At 73.4% G+C, this 19,869-nt stretch carries 13 protein-coding genes and 1 pseudogene; 7 read left to right on the top strand and 7 right to left on the bottom strand.

What is annotated here, in order from left to right; translation table 11 throughout:
* Nucleotides 1-8: 8 nt before the first annotated feature.
* Together DEJ43_RS33225 and DEJ43_RS33220 are read left to right on the top strand one after the other, a co-directional pair.
* A pseudogene (locus DEJ43_RS33225) lies at nt 9-497 on the top strand (hypothetical protein); the annotation flags it as partial.
* Nucleotides 498-614: 117 nt separating this feature from the next.
* Nucleotides 615-1,667 (top strand): LacI family DNA-binding transcriptional regulator, encoded by a 1,053-nt coding sequence (locus tag DEJ43_RS33220; protein ID WP_015037819.1) that lies wholly within the window; start codon nt 615-617, stop codon nt 1,665-1,667.
* Here the strand turns inward: DEJ43_RS33220 and DEJ43_RS33215 are convergent.
* Genes DEJ43_RS33215 through DEJ43_RS33195 form a run of 5 tightly spaced genes read right to left on the bottom strand, consistent with a single transcriptional unit; the run spans nt 1,657 to nt 9,635 of the window.
* Complete coding sequence (locus DEJ43_RS33215; RefSeq protein ID WP_015037818.1) at nt 1,657-3,897, bottom strand: glycosyl hydrolase family 95 catalytic domain-containing protein; 2,241 nt, start codon at nt 3,895-3,897, stop codon at nt 1,657-1,659. The genes DEJ43_RS33220 and DEJ43_RS33215 overlap by 11 nt on opposite strands.
* Entirely contained in the window at nt 3,894-5,918 is a 2,025-nt protein-coding gene (locus tag DEJ43_RS33210; protein WP_015037817.1) for a beta-galactosidase, read from the bottom strand. Before DEJ43_RS33210 ends, DEJ43_RS33215 begins: the two co-directional genes overlap by 4 nt.
* A 44-nt stretch (nt 5,919-5,962) precedes the next feature.
* Entirely contained in the window at nt 5,963-6,880 is a 918-nt protein-coding gene (locus DEJ43_RS33205) for a carbohydrate ABC transporter permease (protein WP_015037816.1), read from the bottom strand.
* Nucleotides 6,877-7,908 carry an ABC transporter permease gene (locus DEJ43_RS33200; protein ID WP_015037815.1) on the bottom strand — a complete coding sequence of 344 codons (1,032 nt, stop codon included), beginning with the start codon at nt 7,906-7,908 and terminating at the stop codon, nt 6,877-6,879. Before DEJ43_RS33200 ends, DEJ43_RS33205 begins: the two co-directional genes overlap by 4 nt.
* 2 nt (nt 7,909-7,910) lie before the next feature.
* Nucleotides 7,911-9,635 carry an extracellular solute-binding protein gene (locus tag DEJ43_RS33195; RefSeq protein ID WP_015037814.1) on the bottom strand — a complete coding sequence of 575 codons (1,725 nt, stop codon included), beginning with the start codon at nt 9,633-9,635 and terminating at the stop codon, nt 7,911-7,913.
* Between the two features lie 356 nt (nt 9,636-9,991).
* Here DEJ43_RS33195 and DEJ43_RS33190 point away from each other — a divergent pair, with 356 nt between their 5' ends.
* A complete protein-coding gene (locus DEJ43_RS33190; protein WP_015037813.1) occupies nt 9,992-12,865 on the top strand; it encodes a glycoside hydrolase family 3 C-terminal domain-containing protein in 2,874 nt (957 codons plus the stop codon).
* 77 nt (nt 12,866-12,942) lie between these two features.
* On the top strand, nt 12,943-13,473 hold the full coding sequence (locus DEJ43_RS33185) for a hypothetical protein (protein ID WP_015037812.1): 531 nt from the start codon (nt 12,943-12,945) through the stop codon (nt 13,471-13,473).
* Between the two features lie 34 nt (nt 13,474-13,507).
* On the opposite strand, the gene DEJ43_RS33180 is transcribed toward DEJ43_RS33185, so the two are convergent.
* Both DEJ43_RS33180 and yicI read right to left on the bottom strand, forming a co-directional pair.
* The gene (locus tag DEJ43_RS33180) at nt 13,508-13,882 is read right to left on the bottom strand and encodes a pyridoxamine 5'-phosphate oxidase family protein (RefSeq protein WP_015037811.1); all 375 of its coding nucleotides are present in this window, start codon (nt 13,880-13,882) and stop codon (nt 13,508-13,510) included.
* A 141-nt stretch (nt 13,883-14,023) separates the two neighbouring features.
* Nucleotides 14,024-16,294: an alpha-xylosidase gene (yicI, locus tag DEJ43_RS33175; protein WP_015037810.1), complete on the bottom strand. Its 2,271-nt coding sequence runs from the start codon at nt 16,292-16,294 to the stop codon at nt 14,024-14,026.
* 250 nt (nt 16,295-16,544) lie between these two features.
* Between yicI and DEJ43_RS33170 the strand changes: the two genes are divergently transcribed.
* From DEJ43_RS33170 to araD, 3 genes are read left to right on the top strand one after another with little or no spacing between them, the layout of a single operon-like run.
* A complete protein-coding gene (locus tag DEJ43_RS33170) occupies nt 16,545-17,195 on the top strand; it encodes a GntR family transcriptional regulator (RefSeq protein WP_015037809.1) in 651 nt (216 codons plus the stop codon).
* Complete coding sequence (locus tag DEJ43_RS33165; RefSeq protein WP_015037808.1) at nt 17,192-18,115, top strand: dihydrodipicolinate synthase family protein; 924 nt, start codon at nt 17,192-17,194, stop codon at nt 18,113-18,115. Before DEJ43_RS33170 ends, DEJ43_RS33165 begins: the two co-directional genes overlap by 4 nt.
* Nucleotides 18,112-19,857: an L-arabinonate dehydratase gene (araD, locus tag DEJ43_RS33160; RefSeq protein WP_015037807.1), complete on the top strand. Its 1,746-nt coding sequence runs from the start codon at nt 18,112-18,114 to the stop codon at nt 19,855-19,857. Before DEJ43_RS33165 ends, araD begins: the two co-directional genes overlap by 4 nt.
* The last annotated feature ends 12 nt before the right edge of the window (nt 19,858-19,869 follow it).

The following is a 19,869-nucleotide window of genomic DNA, read 5'->3' as shown; positions in this document are numbered from 1 at the left end:
CGCGCCCCGGGCACCTGCCCGCCGACACCAGGTTCAAGGTGTCCGCGCTCATCGGGCCGGTCAACCCCGCCTCGTACGCGGTCTACGAGCGGCTCGGTGCCGATTCGCTGAACGTGCCCTCCGGCCTGACGCTCGTCCATCTCACCGAGATCCGGCGGGTCAGCCGGGCGCCGATGGACCTGTACGTCGAGGCCCCCGACGACCTCGGGGGGTACGTCCGGATGTACGAGACGGCGGAGTTGATCCGCCGGGGCGCGCCGCTGTACCTGAAGTTCGGTCTGAGCCGGGCCGCCGGGATCTACCCGTACGGGGCCCAGCTGCGGGAGCACGCCCTCGCCACCGCGCGGGAGCGGGTCCGGCGCGGCCGGCTGGTGCTCGACCTGCTCGCCCGGCACGGGGCGGACGACGGGATGTCCCCGATCGGCTCGCGGCATCCCGGGGAGCTCCGGCGGTTCCCCGTCGACGGTACGGTCGTCGAAGCGCGTCGATCTTCTTGACCCGCTTCTCTGGACAGGTCAACACGCCCGCGTTACGGTCTCGCTGAGCCGTCGGAGCAGTCGCACGAGCGGTTTCGTCGAAGCGCTTCACCTGAGTCACGGCCCGCGGGAGAACGGATGGTCACGCTTGCCGAGGTCGCCCGGCACGCCGGAGTGTCGGCCAGCACGGTGAGTTACGTCCTCAGCGGCAAGCGGCCGATCTCCGGCCCGACCCGGCAGCGGGTCCGGGCCAGCATCGAGCAGCTCGGCTACCAGCCCCACGCGGGCGCCCGGGCGCTGGCCAGCAGCCGGTCGCGGATCATCGCCCTGATGGTCCCGCTGCGCACCGACATGTACGTGCCGGTGATGCTGGAGATCGCCGTCGCCGTCGCCACCACCGCCCGCGCCCACGGCTACGACGTGCTGCTCCTCACCGGCGAGGAGGGTCCGTCCGCGCTCCGCCGCGTGACGGGCAGCGGCCTCGCGGAGGCGGTCATCCTCATGGACGTCCAGCTCGACGACGAGCGGCTGCCGGTGCTGCGCGCCGCGGGCCCGCCGGCCGTCCTGGTCGGGCTGCCCGGCGATCCGGCCGGGCTCGACTGCGTCGACCTGGACTTCGCGGCGGCCGGGGCGCTGTGCGTGGAGCACCTGGCCGCCCTCGGGCACCGGGAGATCGCGGTGATCGGCGAGTCGCCCGGTGTCTACGCGCGGCACACGGGCTTCGCCGAGCGGACCCTGCGCGGGCTGCGCGAGCGGGCGGGCCGGCTGGGGCTCCGGCTGCTGCACCGGCCGTGCGAGGGCGGTCATGACGCGGTGGCGGGGGTGCTCGCCCGGATCTTCGACGAGCGGCCCGGGGTCAGCGCGTTCGTCGTGCAGAACGAGACGGCGGTCGAGCCGCTGCTGGCGCTGCTGCGGCGCACCGGCCGGGCGGTGCCGGAGGACGTGTCGGTGGTCGCGGTCTGCGCGGGCCAGGTGGCCGCGCAGGCGTCGGTGGCCCTCAGTTCCGTCGCGATCCCGGCGCAGGAGCTGGGCCGCAGGGCGGTGGAGCGGCTCGTGGCGGGACTCGCCCGGCAGGACGGGGACGCCCGGCCGGACGCAGGGCGGGGCCCGGGGGTCGAGCTGCTCGCCCCCACCCTGACCGTGCGGGACAGCTCCGGGCCTCCTCCCCCGCCGTCCGGGGTCAGGAACTGACGGTCCGTTCCTCGCCCGCGCGCAGGACGAGCCGGCCGGCCCCCGCCGGGGTCCTGAGGTCGATCTCCGCGTCCCGGTCGGGGCGCAGCACCGCCTGGTACGCGGCCGGGGACCAGGTCAGGTCGAGGCGGGCGCCGAACCGGGTCCGTATGCCGGTGAGCCGTCCGTGCGGGCAGCGGGCGGGCGGCGCGGGCAGCAGGACGAGCCGGGTGGGGGTGGACTGGACTAGGGCTTCGACGAGCAGCGCGGGCAGCGTGTGGGCGGCGTCGGCGTTGTAGACGTCACGGCCCGGGTAATGGGCGCTCATCAGGGAGTCGTGGAAGTAGTCGCCGGTGAGCACCCGGGCCAGCGCGTCCTCGGTGCGGGCCGCGTCGCGCAACCGGGCGGCGACCAGGCCGTGGTGGAGGTGCCCGTGGGCCGAGTCGTTCTCGCTGCCGCGGAGTTCGAGGGCCCGCCCGGCGGCCTTCGCGAGGTCGGGGGTGTCGTACGGGTTGATCTCGTCGAGCGGCCAGACGGGGTAGAGGTGGCTCAGGTGCCGGTGGTCGTAGCGGTCTCCGAGGCCGGGCCAGGCCCATTCGGCCAGCGCCCCCTCGTCGTTGACCCGGTAGGGCGGCAGCCGGTCGGCGAGCGCGCGCAGCCGTGTGGCGTCCGGCCGGGGCGCCCGGTCGGCGGCGGCGCGCAGGGCGTGCCGGGCGGCGGCGATGTCCATGGTGGCGTTGACGGCGCCCCAGCCTCCGCCGCGCGGCCGGTTCTCCGGGGAGTACGAGGGGACGACGGCGATCCGTCCGTCGGGTCCGGTGCGGGTGAGGAAGTCCTCGTAGAACCGGGCGAGTTCGGCGAGCAGGGCGGAGGTCCTCGGGTCGGGTCGTCCGGTGGCCTCGTCGTGGTCGAGGAGCGGCCCCAGCAGCCAGTCGGCGCCCGCCGTCCACAGGTGGAGGGGGTACTCGCGGCTGAAGTGGTACGTGTGCCCCGACTCGCCGTCGGTGTGGGTGGGAGCGACGATGCCCCGGGCGCCGAACACGGCGCGGGCGTTGTCCTTCCAGTGGGCCGTCTGCCCGTGCAGCAGGTTCCGGTGGGCCTCCGTCACCTCGGGCAGGTCGGCCGCGACGGCGGAGGCGGTCTGGAGGTTGAGGTTGGCGTTGGTGGTGAACGCCCCCGACCAGGCGGTGTTCCAGTCCCCGGTCCACAGTCCGGTGAGCCGGGGCGGGTGTGAGCCGGCGGAGGAGAGCAGGTGGTAGCGGCCGGCCGCGAAGAGGCGCTCCAGGAGGGCGGGGCTGTCGGGCCTGCGGAGGAGGACGGAGCCGGGGAGGGCCCGCTCGGCCTCGTCCGCGCCGAGGTCGAGGGCGACCCGCCGGTAGGCGGCGCCGTGCAGGGCGGTGTGGCGGGCGAGCAGCCGGCCGTGGACGGCGGCGAGATCGGTGCCGCCGCCGGGGCGGGAGCGCGCCACCGGCCGGGACCCGGGGCCCGCGTCGACCAGGGCTTGTAGCGCCTGCGCCTCGCCCTCCGTGTCCAGGTCGCCGGCGTGGCGGCGGACCCGGGTGAGGAGGAGCAGCCGCCCGGCGCCCTCGATCCGCACCCCGGCGGCGGTGACGGTGGTGCGGCCGGTGTCGGTGAGCAGGAGCGTGAGGCCGGTGTAGCCGAGCGGGCTGTCCGGGTAGCGGGCCCGCAGGGTGAGGACGGTCCGCCCGCGTGCCGTGGCGACGCCGCGTCCGACCGCCAGCTCGGCGGGGACCCCGGGCAGCCGGTGGTCGAGGTCGACCTCGACGGCGGGGCCGGGCCCGGTGACGTACTGGACGAGGACGTCGTCGGCGCGGGAGACGAAGACCTCGCTGCGCCGCTCCCCGCACTCGGCGGTGACCACGCCGGTGGTGAAGTCGACGGAGCGGCGCACGGGGAGGCCGGGGGCGCCGGGCCGGGGGCTGCGGACCCGGGTCCTGAAGGCCGGGTGGAAGGGCCGGACCCAGCGCAGCGGCCGGCCGTCCGTGAACCGCTCGGCGGCCGTCGTGTCCCCGGCGAGCAGGGCGTCCTGGAGGGCGGGGAGCGCGGCGGCGAGCCGGGGCGGCGCCGTGTCGGCGGGGGCGTGCACGGGCCGTACGAGGGTGTGGTGGGTGACGATCACCGCGTCGTCCTCGGGGTCGCCGAGGACGAGGGCGCCGTGCCGGCCGTTTCCCGCGAGGAACCCGTCCTCCCAGCGGGCGGCGGGCGCGGGCTCCCAGGTGCCGTGCCTCATGGACGCTCCCCCGCTGCCGGGACCGGCTCCGGTCCGCGCTCCTCAAGGACCGCCACCCCGTACCGGTCCAGCGTCAGCGTTCCGTCCGTGTCGGCGCCGGTGAGCAGGTCGCGGTGGCATCCGGGCAGCGGGACCGTGACCTGGTCGCGCCCGTGGTGGAGGAGGAAGAGCAGGTCGCCGCGCCGGACGGCCTCGACGCCCGGGGGCAGGCCGTCGAGGACGGGGCGCGCTCCGGCCTCCCGGGCGACACCCGCGAGGAGGCGGCTCAGGGCGGCCGGTTCGGGGAGGGTGGAGACGTACCAGGCGCGGCCGTTGCGGAGGACGGCGGGCAGGCCGTCGAGTTCCCCGCCCCGGTAGGCGGCGACGGTCTCGGCGCCCGGGGCGGGGGTCAGTTCCTCGGACCAGAGCGTGCCGCGGAACGTGCCGCAGTCGACGTGCTCGCCCACGTCGAGCGGCCACCACTCCTGGAGCAGGTCGATGCCGAGGAGGTCCCGGAGCCTGGCGTCCATGCCGCCGGGGCGGATCCGGTCGTCGTGGTCGGCGATGCCGGTGAGGAAGCCGCAGACGAGGGTGCCGCCGCCGTGGACGTACCCGAGGAGGTTGGTGACCGCCCGGTCGTCGAGGAGGTGGAGGTGCGGGGCGAGGACGAGCCGGTGGGCGCCGAGGTCGTGGTGGGGGTGGGCGAAGGAGACGGGGAGGTGGGCGTCCCAGAGGGCGCGGTGCCAGGCGCGGACGATCTCGGCGTGGTCGATCCGGCGGGAGGGCTTCCCGTCCTGGTCGCCGGCCCACCAGGAGTTCCAGTCGTGCAGGACGGCGATGTCGGCGGTGACCCGGCCGCCCGCGACCCGGGGGCCGATGCGGGCGAGGTCCTGGCCGACGCGGACGGTCTCCTGGAAGACCCGGCCGCGCTCCCCGGTGTGGCCGAGCATCCCGGAGTGGAACTTCTCCGCGCCCTGCCGGGACTGGCGCCACTGGAAGTAGCAGACGGCGTCGGCGCCGTGGGCGACGGCCTGGAGGGCCCAGAGGCGGTTGAGCCCGTACGGCTTGGGGTGGTTGACGCCCCGCCAGTTCACCGCGCCGGCCGCCTGTTCCATGACCATCCAGGGCCCGCCCCCGGCCTGCGAGCGGGTGAGGTCGCCGATCATCGCGTTGTACGCGCCCGCCGCCGGGTCCCGGGGATCGGGATAGACGTCGACGGAGACGACGTCCTCCTCCGCCGCCCAGGCCCAGCCGTCCTGTCCCGACCAGAACGGCATGAAGTTGGTGGTCACCGGGAGGTGCGGGGTGTGCCGGCGGACGATGTCGCGTTCGGCGCGGAAGCATTCCAGGAGCTGGTCGGAGGTGTAGCGGCGGAAGTCGAGGACGTGCGCCGGGTTCTTCAGGTAGTGGGCGCGGCGGGGTGGCAGGACCTCGGCCCAGTCGCCGTACCGCTGGCTCCAGAAGTCGGTGCCCCAGGCGGTGTTGAGGGCGTCGAGGGTGCCGTAGCGGTGCCGGAGCCAGCGGCGGAAGGTGCGGGCGGCCTCGTCGCCCCAGTCGTGGGTGCAGTACTCGTTGTTGATGTGCCACATGGTGAGCGCCGGGTGGTCCGCGTACCGGGCGGCGAGGTCCTCGGTGATCGCGGCGGCGTACCGCCGGTAGGCCTCGCTGGAGTGGGAGAAGTGCTGGCGCGAGCCCCACCATTCGGTCCGGCCGTCCTCGTCGCGGGGCAGCGTCTCGGGGTGGAGCCGGCCGAGCCAGGGCGGGGGCGAGGAGGTGGGGGTGGCGAGGACGACCCCGATGCCGTGCGCGTGCGTCAGGTCCATGAGCCGGTCGAGCCAGCCGAACTCGCGTGCGCCGGGGGCGGGTTCGATGCGGGACCAGGAGAAGACGCCGAGGGTGACGGAGTCGACCCCGGCGCGCCGCATCAGCCGGACGTCCTCCGTCCAGGTCTCCTCGGGCCACTGCTCGGGGTTCCAGTCGCCGCCGTACAGGATGCGGGGCGGGCGGCCGGGCGGCCGGGTCACGTCGTCGAGGCTCGGCATCCGACTCTCCATGAGGGAAGGGGTTCGGGGTGGGGGTGGCGGTCTCAGCCCTTGACGGCGCCGGTGAGCACGCCCTTCCTGAAGTGCTTCTGGACGAAGGGCGAGAGGACGGCGACGGGCAGCAGGGCGAGGACCATCACGGCCATCTGGACCGCGAGTCCGGACAGGTCGCCCGCCTTGACGGCCTGGCCGAGGCCGACGGGGATCTCCTGTTTCTGGGCGAGCTGGATGAGGACGTTCTGGAGCGGCATCATGTTCTGGTCGCTGAGGTAGATGGAGGCGTTGAACCAGGCGCTCCAGTAACCGACCGCGTAGAAGAGGGTGATGACGGCGATGACCGCCCTCGACAGCGGCATCACGATCTGCCAGAGGATCCGCAGGTCCCCGGCGCCGTCGATGCGCGCGCTGTCGACGAGTTCGGGCGAGACGCCCATGAAGAAGCCCCGCAGGACGAGGATGTTGAAGACGCTGACGGCGCTGGGCAGGATCAGCGCGAGGTAGGTGTCGGTGAGGCCGAGGGTCTGCACGAGGAGGTAGGTGGGGATCAGTCCGGCGCCGAAGAACATCGTGGCCATCAGGGTCAGCAGGATGAACCGGTGGCCGGTCGAGCCGGGCCGGGAGAGCCCGTACGCGCAGAGGACGGACACGGTCATCGAGAAGAGGGTGCCGGTCAGGGTCACGAGGACGCTGACGACGGCGGCGCGGGTGACCTGGCCGCCGCTGAGCAGCTCCTGGTAGGCGAGGAAGGTGAGGTCCCTCGGGACGACGACGAGACCGCCGGTCTCCGTGATCGTCTTCTTGGAGGAGAGGCTGGTGACGACTACGATCCACAGCGGGAAGAGGACCGCGAGGCAGGCGAGGACGAGGACCGTGCCCTTGGCGGCGAGGCCGGCCCTGCCGGGCGGCTCCTCCCAGACGGGGCGGGCCGGCGCGGCCCAGCGCGAACCGTTCGGTCGGGTCACTTCCGGTACACCCCCTGCTCGCCCATGAGGTGGGCGGTCTTGTTGGCCGAGAGCACGAGCACGAGGCCGACGACGCCCTTGACCAGTCCGGCGGCGGCCGCGTAGCTGAAGTCCTGGCTGCGCAGACCGGTCCACCACACGAAGGTGTCGAGGACCTCGGCGGCCCCCGGGCCGACGGCGTCGCGCTGGAGCAGCAGCTGTTCGAAGCCGACGGTGAGGGCGTCGCCCACCCGGAGGACGAGAAGCAGGGCGATGACGGGCCGCAGGGCGGGCAGGGTGACGTGCCACATGCGCCGCCCGCGGCCGGCGCCGTCCATCGCGGCCGCCTCGTACAGGTCCTGGTTGACGGCGGCGAGCGCGGCGAGGAAGACGATGACGCCCCAGCCCGCGTCCTTCCACACGCCCTCGGCGGTGACGAGGAACTTGAAGACCGCCGGGTCGGTCATCAGGTCGAAGCCCTCGTGGCCGTGCTGCCGGAGGGTCTGCGCGATGATGCCGGCGCCGCCGAGGATCTGCTGGAAGACCGTGACGACGAGGACCCACGAGAAGAAGTGGGGCAGGTAGAGGACGGCCTGGACGAAGGCCCGGAGCCGGGGTCGCAGCAGGCTGTTGACGAGCAGGGCGAGTGCGATGGGCACCGGGAAGAACAGCACCAGCTGGAGGAGGAAGAGGACGAGGGTGTTCTCGACGGCGTGCCAGAACCCCGGGTCGGAGAAGACCCGTTCGAACTGGGCGAGGCCGACCCATGGGCTCTCCAGCATGGCGGTGACGCCGTTGGCCGAGACGTACGGGTCGTAGTCCTGGAAGGCGACGACGTTCCCGAGGATGGGGACGTAGTTGAAGACGACGACGAGGACGAGCGCCGGGACGGTCATCAGGAGCAGGGCCCGGTCGCGGCGGAGCCGCCGGCCGAGCGGGACGTGCCCGGTCGTACGACTCCGCCGTCCGCCCCGGCGGCGGTCCCGGGGGGTCCGGCCGGTGGCGGCGGGCGCGGCCGGCTCCGCCGTCTGGGTGTCGAGCGTGGTCACGGTCAGCCCGCCGCGGGGCCGTTGGTGTCGAGGAGCTTGCGGTACCAGTCGCGGAGCTGGTCGCCGCCCTTGGTCTTCCACTCGGAGACGGCCTGCTGCATGTCGGAGACCTTCTTGCGGCCGCGGACGATGTCCTTCTCCAGCTGTTCGAAGTCGTTCATGAGGCCGGTCCAGCGGGACGGCTCGGTGACGGTCATGCCGTAGAAGGAGGACTTGGACGTCACGGCGCCCATGCGCCGCTGCCACTCGATCATGGCGCGGGTGACCTCGGGGGTGTCGGGGTGCGCGATGTAGGGGGCGGGGCTGGCGACGAACATCCAGGAGCTGCTGACCTCCTGGTTGCCCTTGTCGGTCTTGACCGGCAGGCCGTTCTCGACCGTGTGGTGGACGCCTTCGACGCCGTAGTCGGTGAGCATCCGCTCCTTGGTGCCGTAGGGGGCGGCGGTGAAGTCGGCGACGGCGAGCACGTCCTCGACGACCGCCTTGGAGCTGCCCTTCCGGATGAACGCCCAGATGTTGGCGGGGTTGGTGGCCCAGAGCTTCGGCCGGCCTCCGGCGTGGCCGGGGATGTCCATGGCCGCCATGGCGAACCCGGGGTTCTGCGCGGCCTGTTCGGAGGTCTTGGCGTACCAGTGGGAGAGGTCGTTGTTGTAGATCAGGCACTGGCCGGCGGTGAAGCGGTTTCCGGTGTCGCCCTGGTTCTGGGCCTTCTCGTCGGGGTGGACGACTCCGGCGTCGAAGAGCTTGCGGGTCCAGGCGAGGGCTTCGAGGTACTCGGGGGTCTCGATGCGGTTGACGAGCTTGCCGTCGACGAGGGTCCAGCCGAGCGCCTTGTCGCTTCCGGACAGGACGCCGAACATGTTGTACGCGGTCCAGGTCAGGTCACCGCAGGCCCACACCTTCGTCCTGGCACTGGTGATCTCCTTGGCGAGGGCCAGGAACTCGTCGGCGCTCGTGGGGGGTTGCCAGCCCTTCGCGTCGAAGAGGTCCTTGCGGTAGAAGGGCGCGATGTTGGTGACGTACGAGGCGGGCATGGGCAGTCCGCGCAGTCTGCCGCCGAAGATGGACCGCTGCCAGGCGTCGGTGGGGATCGCCGCGAGGTTGGGGTAGGCCTTGACCTTGTCGCCGGAGAGGTAGGGGCCGAGGTCTTCGAACTTGGCCTCGACGGCGCTGGGGATCTTGCCGCCGAGGTTCCAGCCGGGGACGACGACCACGTCGGGGATCTCGCTGGAGGCGAGGACGGCGCCGAGCTTCTGGTCGTAGACGTTGCCGTCCTGGTTCTGCCAGGTGGCCCGCACGCCGATGGCCTCGTTCATGGCCGTGTAGTACGGGTTGTCGGGGGCGGGCGGCGGGCCCCAGAACGGGGCCATGATCGTGAGGGCGCCGCCCTTGCCCCGCTTCGCCGCGACGGAGGCCTTGAGTCCGGCGCTCGGGATGGCGCGGGTGAAGCCGGCGGCCGAGCCGTTCTCCGGGGCGAGGTCGGGGGCGACGACGGTGCTCCCGACGAAGGCGGGGAGGATCTTCGCCGCGTCCTTGCCGGTGGTGGTGCCGTCCTTCTTCCCGCCGTCCGTGCCCCCGCCCCCGCAGGCCGTGAGCAGCGGGGCGCCGCCGGCGACCGCGGCGGCGGCGACCGCGGTGGAGGCGAGGAAGCCCCGGCGGCTCTGCCCGGAGTCGCTCCGGCTCGGGGTGGATCTCCGGGAGCCCGTGGAGACGGCGTTCGGCGTCATTGCGTCAACCCTTCATGGCACGCGCCAGGACATCCGGCGACCGCGGGGGTGCCGGCCGGCTGCGGTGGTGGAGGTGGAGCGGGCGGGGGCGATAGCCCGGGCGCTGCCGACGATCGATCGAGTCGAAGCGCTTCGATGTTGCTGCGAGGTTAAGTGAACGTCACAGGCGCGGCAAGAGTCGGTCCCGAGAATCTCGCCGACTTCCCGGCGATTCGGGCCGCCTCAAGTCCGCTCGCACGCAAGGGAGATGGCCGCGGCCCACGGCTTGACACCCGCTCCTCGCGACCGGAGCATCGAAGCGCTTCGAAAGCTCGCCCTGCCCCCTCCACCGCTCCTCTCCGCCAAGGGATTCGCACGTGACCGCACACCGGCCGCCCTTCCGTGACCCGGCGCTCCCCGTGGCCCGCCGTGTCGACGATCTGCTCGACCGGCTCACCGCCGACGAACGGCTCGCACTCCTCCACCAGTTCACCCCCGGGATCGAACGCCTCGGCCTGGCCCCCTTCCGCACCGGACAGGAGGCCCTGCACGGAGTCGCCTGGATGGGACCTGCGACCGTGTTCCCGCAGTCCGTGGGCCTGGGCGCCACCTGGCACCCGGAGCTGGTGCGCAGGGTCGGCGAGGCGGTCTCCCGCGAGGCGCGCGCCATGCGCGCCAAGGACGACCGGGTCGGCCTCAACGTGTGGGCGCCGACGGTGAACCTGCTGCGCAACCCGCTCTGGGGGCGCGGCGAGGAGGGGTACGCGGAGGACCCGGCGCTGACCGCCGCGATCGCCACCGCGTTCACCCGGGGGCTGCGCGGCGACCATCCGGTCCACTGGCGCACCGCGCCCGTCCTCAAGCACTGGCTGGCGCACAACAACGAGACGGCGCGGGACACCTCCTCGGCGTCCGTACGCCCCCGGGTGCTGCACGAGTACGACCTGCGGGCCTTCCGCGGTCCGGTGGAGGCGGGCGCGGTGGCCGGGGTGATGCCCGCGTACAACCTGGTCAACGGCCGCCCGAACCACCTCTCCCCGTATCTGGAGGAGCAGCTGCGCACCTGGACGGACCAGGAGCTGCTGGTCTGCTCGGACGCGGGCGCGCCGTCCAACCTGGCGGACTCGCAGGGGTACTTCGGGTCGCACGAGGAGGCGGTGGCGGCCGCGCTGCGGGCCGGGGTCGACTCCTTCACCGACCACGGCACGGACGCCTCGGTGATCCTGGGGCGGCTGCGCGGCGCCCTGGAGGCGGGGCTGATCGACCGGGAGGACGTGGACCGGGCGGTGCGGCGCCAGCTGACCGTACGGTGCCTGCTCGGCGAGTTCGACCCGGACCTCGGCCCGTACGCGGCGGAGGACCGGTTCGACACGCCCGAGCACCGGGAGCTGGCCCGCGAGGCGGCGGAGGCGGCGGTGGTCCTGCTGCGCAACGAGCCCCCGGAACCGGGCGAACGGCCACTGCTGCCCCTCGCGGCCGACGGGCGGCGGATCGCGGTGGTCGGGCTGCTCGGCGACGCCTGCATGCTGGACTGGTACAGCGGTTCCCTGATCCACCGCTCCTCGCCGCTGGACGGGGTGCGCGAGCGGTTCGGCGCGGACCGCGTGACCTTCGCCGAGGGCGTGGACCGGGTCCGGCTGCGAACCGCGTCCGGGGCGCTGCTGCGGGTGCCGGAGAGCCCCGGCGCGGCCGGCGCCGCGCGGGGTGCGGAGGGCGCGCTCGACCCGGCTCTGCTCGCGGGCCGTACGGACCTTCCGCCGCTGACCGCCGACGCCGAGGGCTCGGAACTTGCCCTCGTCGACCGGGGCGACGGGGTGCTGACCCTGCGCGCCCCCGACGGCCGCTACCTGTCGGTCGCCGGGGACGGGTTCGTCCGCGCCTCGGCGGACCAGCCCGGCGGCTGGGTCGTCCAGGAGACCTTCCGGCTGGAAGCCCGTGAGGACCATGGGAACGGGCACCTCCTTCTGCACCTCGGTACGGGTGGCTACGTCTCTGTCGCCGCCGAGGGCGTGAAGGTTGCCGCCGGCCGGGAATCCGCCGACGTCTTCACGGTGGAGGTGGTCGAGCGGGGCGAGGAGGCGGTCGCGCGGGCCGCCGCGGGGGCGGACACCGTGGTCGTCGTGGCCGGGAACGACCCGCACATCAACGGCCGGGAGACCGAGGACCGGACGACGCTCGCGCTCCCCGCCCACCAGGAGCGGCTCTGGCGGGCCGCGCACGCGGCGAACCCGCGGACCGTCCTGGTCCTCGTGTCCTCCTACCCGTACGCGGTCCCGGCGGCGGCCGCCACGCTCCCGGCGCTGCTCTGGACCGCGCACGGCGGGCAGGCGGCGGGCACGGCGCTCGCCCGGGTCCTGGCCGGCGACGTCTCCCCGGCGGGCCGGCTCCCGCAGACCTGGTACGCGGCCGACGAGGACCTGCCCGACCTCCTCGACTACGACGTCATCGGCGGCCGGCAGACCTATCTGTACTTCGACGGCACGCCGCTGTTCCCGTTCGGGCACGGCCTGTCGTACACGACGTTCGGGTACGAGGAGCTGACGGCGGCCGTGGACGGGGAGACGGTACGGATCTCCTGCACGGTGACGAACACCGGCGCCGTCGCCTCCGACGAGGTCGTCCAGGTGTACGCGCGCGCGGTGGCGCCGACCGTGCCGCGCCCGCACCGCGAGCTGGTCGCCCACGAGCGGGTGTCCCTCGCGCCGGGCGCGTCCGTCTCCCTCGCCTTCGAGGCGCCGACGGCGGCGCTCGGACACTGGGACGTGGCCCACGGCCGGTGGACGGTGGAGCCGGGCGCGTACGAGCTGCAGGCGGGAGCGTCCAGCGCCGACGTCCGCCGCACGGTCCGCGTCGAGGTGGCGGGTGAGGCACCGGGCCCGCGCCCGGTCCTGACGGCGGGCCTGTCAGCGGCCGACTACGACGAGCAGTCCGGCACGGTGCTGGTGGACCGCGCGAAGACCTCGGGCGACGCGGTGACCCCGGCGGACCCGGGCGTGCCCGGCGTCCTGCTCTACCGCGCGTGCGACTTCGGCGACGGCGTCGCGGAGATCGCGGTGACGGCCTCGGGGACGGGCGAGGTGACGTTCTTCGCGGCCGACGGGACGACCCTGGCCGGTGTCGTCGTGGGGCCGACGGACGGCCCGTACGCCTACGCCACCGTGGCGGTGGCCTGCCGCGTCCGAGGTGTGACGGACCTCCGCGTCGAGCTGCGCGGGCGGGTACGGCTGGCGCACGTCGCCTGCTCCGGCTGAGGTCCGCCGACCGGTGCCAAATCCTGGGCGACGCGCCGGATAGGGTCACCGGTACATAAAACCGGGGAGGGCTCCACATGATTGCCAAGACGTCCCTACGACGCGCCGCACTGGTCGCCGCCGCCCTGGCGGCCCTGACCGTCTCCTGCGGGACGACCCCCGAGCCCGACCGTTCGGCGGCGGGCCCGGGGGCCACGGCGACGGCGACGCCCGGGGCGTCCGAGCCGGCGGCCACCACGGCCGAGCCCACCGCTCCGCCCGAGGCGGACACCGCCGCCACTCCGTCCGACCTCGCCCCCTCCTCCGGCGAGAAGGTCCGTGACGCCTTCGCCACCCTCCAGGCCACGCTCTACGACTCCTGCGCGCAGGACTGCGCCTACTTCCTCGGCCGCGTCCACAAGGAACTCCAGGAACTCGACGGGGCGATGAAGGCCGACCCCAAGGGGCCCGGCCACTTCCCCGAGCCGATCCAGAAGATGGCCGAGCTCAACAAGACGCTGGCCGGGGACAGTTCCTACGAGAACCTGAAGAAGCACGAGAAACTGCTCATCGGCACCCGCGACTTCATCAACACGTGGATGCAGGGCCACCCGGACGACTACCGCTGACCCGGGGCGCGGCCGGGCCCGCCCGAGGGCGGGCTCAGACCAGCCAGACGCCGTCCCGCATCAGGTGGCGGCCGGCCATTTCGGGCTCCTCCAGCCAGGCCTCCACGTCGGTGGGACGGACCCGGAACCAGACGTACGCGGGGCCCGAATTCCGGGGGTCCCAGCCGCACTTCGCGGCGAAGCCCTCGATCGCCTCCGTCGGGACCGCGTCGACGGCGAGGGTCGTCACCTCGCCGTCGAGCAGCACCACGTCCCGGGTGTGCCCGAGCGCCAGCCGGGTCCGGCCGGATGCGGCGAGGTTGCGGCCGGTGGGGTTCGTCAGCCGGGTGCACAGCCAGATGTCCGCGCCGTCCCAATAAAAGGCCAGCGGGACGAGGTACGGGCGGGCGTCGGCGCTCGCGGAGGCCAACCCAGATGTCCACCTCCCGCTCCAGGCGGGCGAGGACGTCCTTCTTGCGCTGTGCGGGCTCGCGTACCGTGGGATGCGTCGTCATGGCCCTGACCCTACGCCGCGGCGATCACCCCGCGGCCACCGCGGGAACCTGCCGGATCACCCCGCGTCCGGGCCGAGGACCCGGGCCGCGGAGCCCGCGTCCGGCCCCAGGACCCGGACCGTGTACGGCCGTTCCGTGCCGGTCGCGGTCGCCTTCGGGCCCTCCGGCGTGCGGGTCACCTCGTAGACCGCGGCCGTCGCGCCCGCGTGTTCCGGGACGGTGACCGTGGTCGTCGTGCCGGCCGCGCCGCCCGGGGCCACCAGCAGCGTCAGGCCGTCCGCCCAGTCGCCGTCCGGGCGGGAGGCGTCGGCGCCGAGGGGGAGGACGGCGCCGGGGCGTACGTACAGCGGGAGGCTGTCGAGGGCGTGGGTCTCGCGGCGCCAGCCGGGGCCGGTGACGGTCTCGCCCGTCAGGAGGTGGGTCCAGTCGCCCGCCGGGAGGTACACCTCGACCTCGCCGCCGGCGGTCATGACCGGCGCCACCAGGAGGTCGGGTCCGAGCATGTACTGCCGGTCGAGGGTCCGGCAGGCCGGGTCGTCGGGGAACTCCAGGAGCATCGGCCGCATCACGGGCACCCCGGTCCGGTGGGCCTCGACGGCCGCCCCGTACAGGTACGGCATCAGCCGGTGCTTGAGGCGGGTGAAGCGGCGGGCGACCCGCACGGCCTCCTCGCCGAACTCCCACGGCACCCGGTACGAGTCGCTGCCGTGCAGCCTGCTGTGCGAGGAGAGCAGCCCAAAGGCGAGCCAGCGCGTGAAGACCTCCGGCTCGGGCGTGCCCTCGAAGCCCCCGATGTCGTGGCTCCAGAAGCCGAAGCCGCTCAGCGAGAGCGAGAGGCCGCCGCGCAGGGACTCGGCCATGGCCTCGAAGGAGGCCCAGCAGTCGCCGCCCCAGTGGACGGGGAACCGCTGGCCGCCGGCGGTTGCGGAGCGGGCGAAGAGCACGGCCTCGCCGGTGCCGCGCTCCTTCTCCAGGAGGTCGAAGACGGTCCGGTTGTAGAGCTGGGCGTAGTAGTTGTGCATCCGCTCGGGGTCCGAGCCGTCGTGCCAGACGACGTCGGTGGGGACGCGCTCCCCGAAGTCGGTCTTGAAGCAGTCGACGCCCTGGGCGAGCAGCGGCCGCAACCGGTCCTGGTACCAGGCCCTGGCCTCGGCGCTGGTGAAGTCGACGAGGGCCATGCCGGGCTGCCACAGGTCCCACTGCCAGACGTCGCCGCAGGGCCGCAGGAGGAGGTGGCCGCGCTCCCTGGCCTCCTCGAAGAGGGGGGACTTCTGGGCGATGTACGGGTTGATCCACAGGCCGACGTGCAGGCCGCGGGCCTTGAGCCGGGCGAGCATGCCCTCGGGGTCGGGGAAGGTCCCGGGGTCCCAGCGGAAGTCCGACCACTGGTACTCGCGCATCCAGAAGCAGTCGAAGTGGAAGACGGAGAGCGGGATGTCCCGCTCGGCCATGCCGTCGACGAAGGAGGTGACGGTCGCCTCGTCGTACGGGGTGGTGAAGGAGGTGGTCAGCCAGAGGCCGAAGGACCAGGGCGGCGGCAGGGCGGGGCGGCCGGTGAGCGCGGTGTAGCGGGCGAGGACGTCCTTGGGTGTCGGGCCCGCGACGACGAAGTACTCGACGGTCTGGTCCTCGACGCTGAACTGGACCTGGCCGACGGCCTCCGAGCCGACCTCGAAGGAGACCCGGCCCGGGTGGTTGACGAAGACGCCGTAGCCGCGCGAGGAGAGGTAGAACGGCACGTTCTTGTAGGCCTGTTCGCTGCTGGTGCCGCCGTCGGCCTGCCAGATGTCGACGCTCTGGCCGTTCTTCACGAAGGGGGTGAAGCGCTCGCCAAGGCCGTAGATCTGCTCGCCGACGCCGAGGGCGAGCTGGACGGCCATGTGGTGGGCGCCGTCGGGGGTGGTGACGAACGCGGTGCCCTTCCGGCCGGCCTCCGTGAGGGTGCGGCCTCCGGCGTCGCGGAACTCCAGGGTCCAGGGCGCCGAGCGGTCGAGGTAGAGCCGGAGCGGTCCCGAGGCGAGTTCGACGAGGGGGCCGTCGAGGCGGACCGTGCCGGCGCCGGGTTCCGGGGCGTCGAGCGTGAAGTCCGGTCCCCGGTGGGCCCTTCCGGCGTGGTGGGTGACGCGCACCCCGATGACGCCCTCGGCGGGGGCGTGGCACTCCACGGTCAGGAGGGCCGAGTTCAGGGTGTCGCCACGGTTCTCCACCCGCTTGACGGAGGCGTACGCGGTGAAGCGGTCGGCTTCCGGGCGCAGGTCGCGGACTTCGGTGGCGTACGAGGCGTGGACGCCCTCGCGCATCAGCCAGAAGCCGTCGGTGAACTTCATGCTGGTCCTTGGGGGTGGGGAGGGGGCTCGGCCCGCGGGGGCCGCACCGGGCCCTCAATAGTTATCCCAGAAAACAAAACCGCGAACCACCCCCGCGACCGGATCACCCTGGCGGTGACCACCCGGCGACGGCGCCGTAGAAAGCGTTTGCGCGAACCATTGACGAAACACGAACGCCCCCTTAGCTTCATGCCCGTTGCACTTCGTACGTCATATATGAGACGCGATACACGAGATCTGAGAGTGCTCCATGGCCTTCGCCCCCAGCCCCATCCCCTCCCGCACCCAGTACGTGCTCGAAGCGATCAAGCACGACATCCTCACCGGAGGGCTCAGACCCGGCCAGGCACTCGTCGAGGCCGAACTCGCCGCGCGCTTCGGGGTGTCCAAGACCCCGGTCCGCGAGGCGCTCAAGACCCTCGCGGGCAGCGGGCTCGTGGTGATGAACCAGTACAAGGGCGTCACCGTCCGGATGGTCGACGCCGACATGGCCCGCGCCGTCTACGACGTACGCCTCCTCCTGGAGCCCGAGGCGGTGCGCCGCGCCGTCGCGTCCGGCGCCCCGCTCGACGAGGCGCGGGAGGCACTGGAGCGGGCCGCCGGGGCCGAGGACCCGGCCGAACGGTCCCTGGCCAACCGGGCGTTCCACCGGGCGCTCTACCTGCCCTGCGGCAACCCGCTGCTCGGCCGGATGCTCGACGAGGTCCGCGACCAGGCCGCGCTGGTCTCCACCGTCGCCTGGGCGGCCGTCCCCTCCTGGGAGCGCGAGGCCGCCGAGCACCAGGAGATCCTGCGGCTCGCCGCCGCCGGCGACGTCGAAGGCGTCGGCCGCGCGGTCCACGAGCACATCGCGTCCTTCGTCGAGCGTGCCTTCCCCCAGTCACCCCTGATCAGCGAATGAGCGGGCAACACGTGAGCATGGAATTCGAGACGATGAGGACCGCCCTCGCCGACGTCGTGGCCATCCCGGTCACCCCGTTCGCCGAGGACGGCACCGTGGACACCGCCACCCACCGCGCGCTGCTGCGCCGGCTCCTCGACGGCGGGGTCCGCACCCTCACCCCCAACGGCAACACCGGCGAGTTCTACGCCCTCACCCCCGAGGAGCGCCGGGCCCTCACCGAGATCACCGTCGAGGAGGCCGGCGAGCGCGCCGCGGTCCTCGTCGGCGTCGGCCACGACGTGCCGACGGCCGTCGGAGCCGCACGGCACGCCCGCGCCGCCGGCGCCCACATGGTGATGGTCCACCAGCCCGTCCATCCGTACGTCTCCGAGAGCGGCTGGGTCGACTACCACCGGGCCATCGCCGAAGCCGTCCCCGAGCTCGGGGTCGTCCCCTACATCCGCAACCCGCGGCTCGGCGGTGACCGGCTCGCCGAGCTCGCCGCCGACTGCCCCAACGTCATCGGCGTGAAGTACGCGGTCCCCGACGCGGCCCGGTTCGCCGGCTTCGCCCGGGACGCGGGCCTCGACCGCTTCGTCTGGGTGGCGGGCCTCGCCGAGCCGTACGCCCCCGCCTACTTCGCGAGCGGCGCCACCGGCTTCACCTCCGGTCTGGTCAACGTCTCCCCCGCGCTCTCCCTGGAGATGCTGGGCGCCCTGCGGGCCGGCGACTACCCGGGCGCCATGAAGGTCTGGGAGCGCATCCGCCGCTTCGAGGAGCTGCGCGCCGCCAATGCCAGTGCCGACAACGTGACCGTGGTCAAGGAAGCCCTCGCCTCACTGGGCCTGTGCCGCCGTGACATCCGGCCGCCGAGCCGTGAACTCCCCGAGAGCGAGCGGGCCGAGGTCGCCACGATCGCCGCGGGATGGCCGATATGAGCGGGACCGACCCGGAGCGCACGCCGCGGAGGCCCGAGGACCTCCGGAGTCACCAGTGGTACGGCACCGACGGGCTCCGCTCCTTCAGCCATCGCGCCCGCACCCGGCAGCTCGGCTACCTCCCCGAGGAGCACCTCGGCAAGCCGGTGATCGCGATCCTCAACACCTGGTCCGACATCAACCCCTGCCACGTCCATCTGCGCGACCGCGCGCAGGCGGTGAAGCGGGGCGTGTGGCAGGCCGGCGGCTTCCCGCTGGAGTTCCCGGTCTCCACCCTGTCGGAGACCTTCCAGAAGCCGACCCCGATGCTCTACCGCAATCTGCTCGCCCTGGAGACGGAGGAGCTGCTGCGCTCGTACCCGGTGGACGGCGCGGTGCTGATGGGCGGCTGCGACAAGACCACCCCGGCGCTCCTGATGGGCGCGGCCTCCGTCGACCTGCCGACCGTGTTCGTCCCGGCGGGGCCGATGCTGCCGGGGCACTGGCGGGGTGAGGTCCTCGGCTCCGGTACGGACATGTGGAAGTACTGGGACGAGAAGCGGGCCGGGAACCTCGGCGACTGCGAGATGGCCGAGCTGGAGAGTGGCCTGGCCCGCTCGCCGGGCCACTGCATGACGATGGGCACGGCGTCGACGCTGACCGCCGCCGCGGAGACGCTGGGCGTGACCGTGCCGGGCGCCTCCTCGGTCCCGGCGGTGGACTCGGGGCACGACCGGATGGCGGCGGCCTCGGGGCTGCGGATCGTGGAGCTGGTGCGGCAGGACCTGCGGCTGTCGCGGATCCTGACGCAGGAGGCGTACGAGGACGCGGTCGCCGCCGTCCTGGCGCTCGGCGGTTCGACCAACGCGGTCATCCATCTGATCGCGATGGCGGGGCGCTCGGGCGTGAAGCTGACGCTCGACGACTTCGACCGGATCGCGCGGACCGTCCCGGTGCTCGCGAACCTGCGGCCGGGCGGGCGGTTCCTGATGGAGGACTTCCACTTCGCCGGCGGGATGCCGGGGTTCCTGTCACGGCTCACCGACGTGCTGCACCTGGACCGCCCGACGGTCGCCCACGCCACGCTGCGGGAGCAGCTGGCCGGCGCGCTCGTCCACGACGAGGAGGTGATCCGGGACCGTGCGAGGCCGCTGGCCGCCGAGGGCGGGGTGGCGGTCCTGCGCGGCAACCTCTGTCCGGACGGCGCGGTGATCAAGCACATCGCGGCCGAGCCGCAGCTGCTGCGGCACACCGGCCCGGCCGTCGTCTTCGACGACTACCGGTCGATGCAGCGGACCATCGACGACCCGGCGCTCGGCATCACGCCCGAGCACGTGCTCGTGCTGCGCGGCGCGGGCCCGAAGGGCGGTCCCGGGATGCCGGAGTACGGCATGCTGCCGATCCCCCGGTACCTCCTGGAGCAGGGGGTCCGGGACATGGTGCGGATCTCCGACGCCCGGATGAGCGGGACGAGTTACGGGGCGTGCGTGCTGCACGTGGCGCCCGAGTCCCATGTCGGCGGACCCCTTGCCCTCGTCCGCACGGGCGATACGATCACCCTCGACGTCGCGGCACGCTCCCTCCACCTGCACGTCACGGACGAGGAGCTGGACCGCCGCCGGGCCGCCTGGACACCGCCGCCGGCCCGGTACGAGCGCGGCTACGGCGCGCTCTACATGGAGCAGATCTCCCAGGCCGACACGGGCTGCGACTTCGAGTTCCTGGCCAGGCCGGGCGCCACTCCCGATCCGTACGCGGGCTGAGCCCCGCGCGTC

This window comes from Streptomyces venezuelae ATCC 10712 (genome assembly GCF_008639165.1).
In the GTDB taxonomy this organism is placed as follows: Bacteria; Actinomycetota; Actinomycetes; order Streptomycetales; family Streptomycetaceae; genus Streptomyces; species Streptomyces venezuelae.
This window is presented reverse-complemented; position numbering and strand designations above follow the sequence as displayed.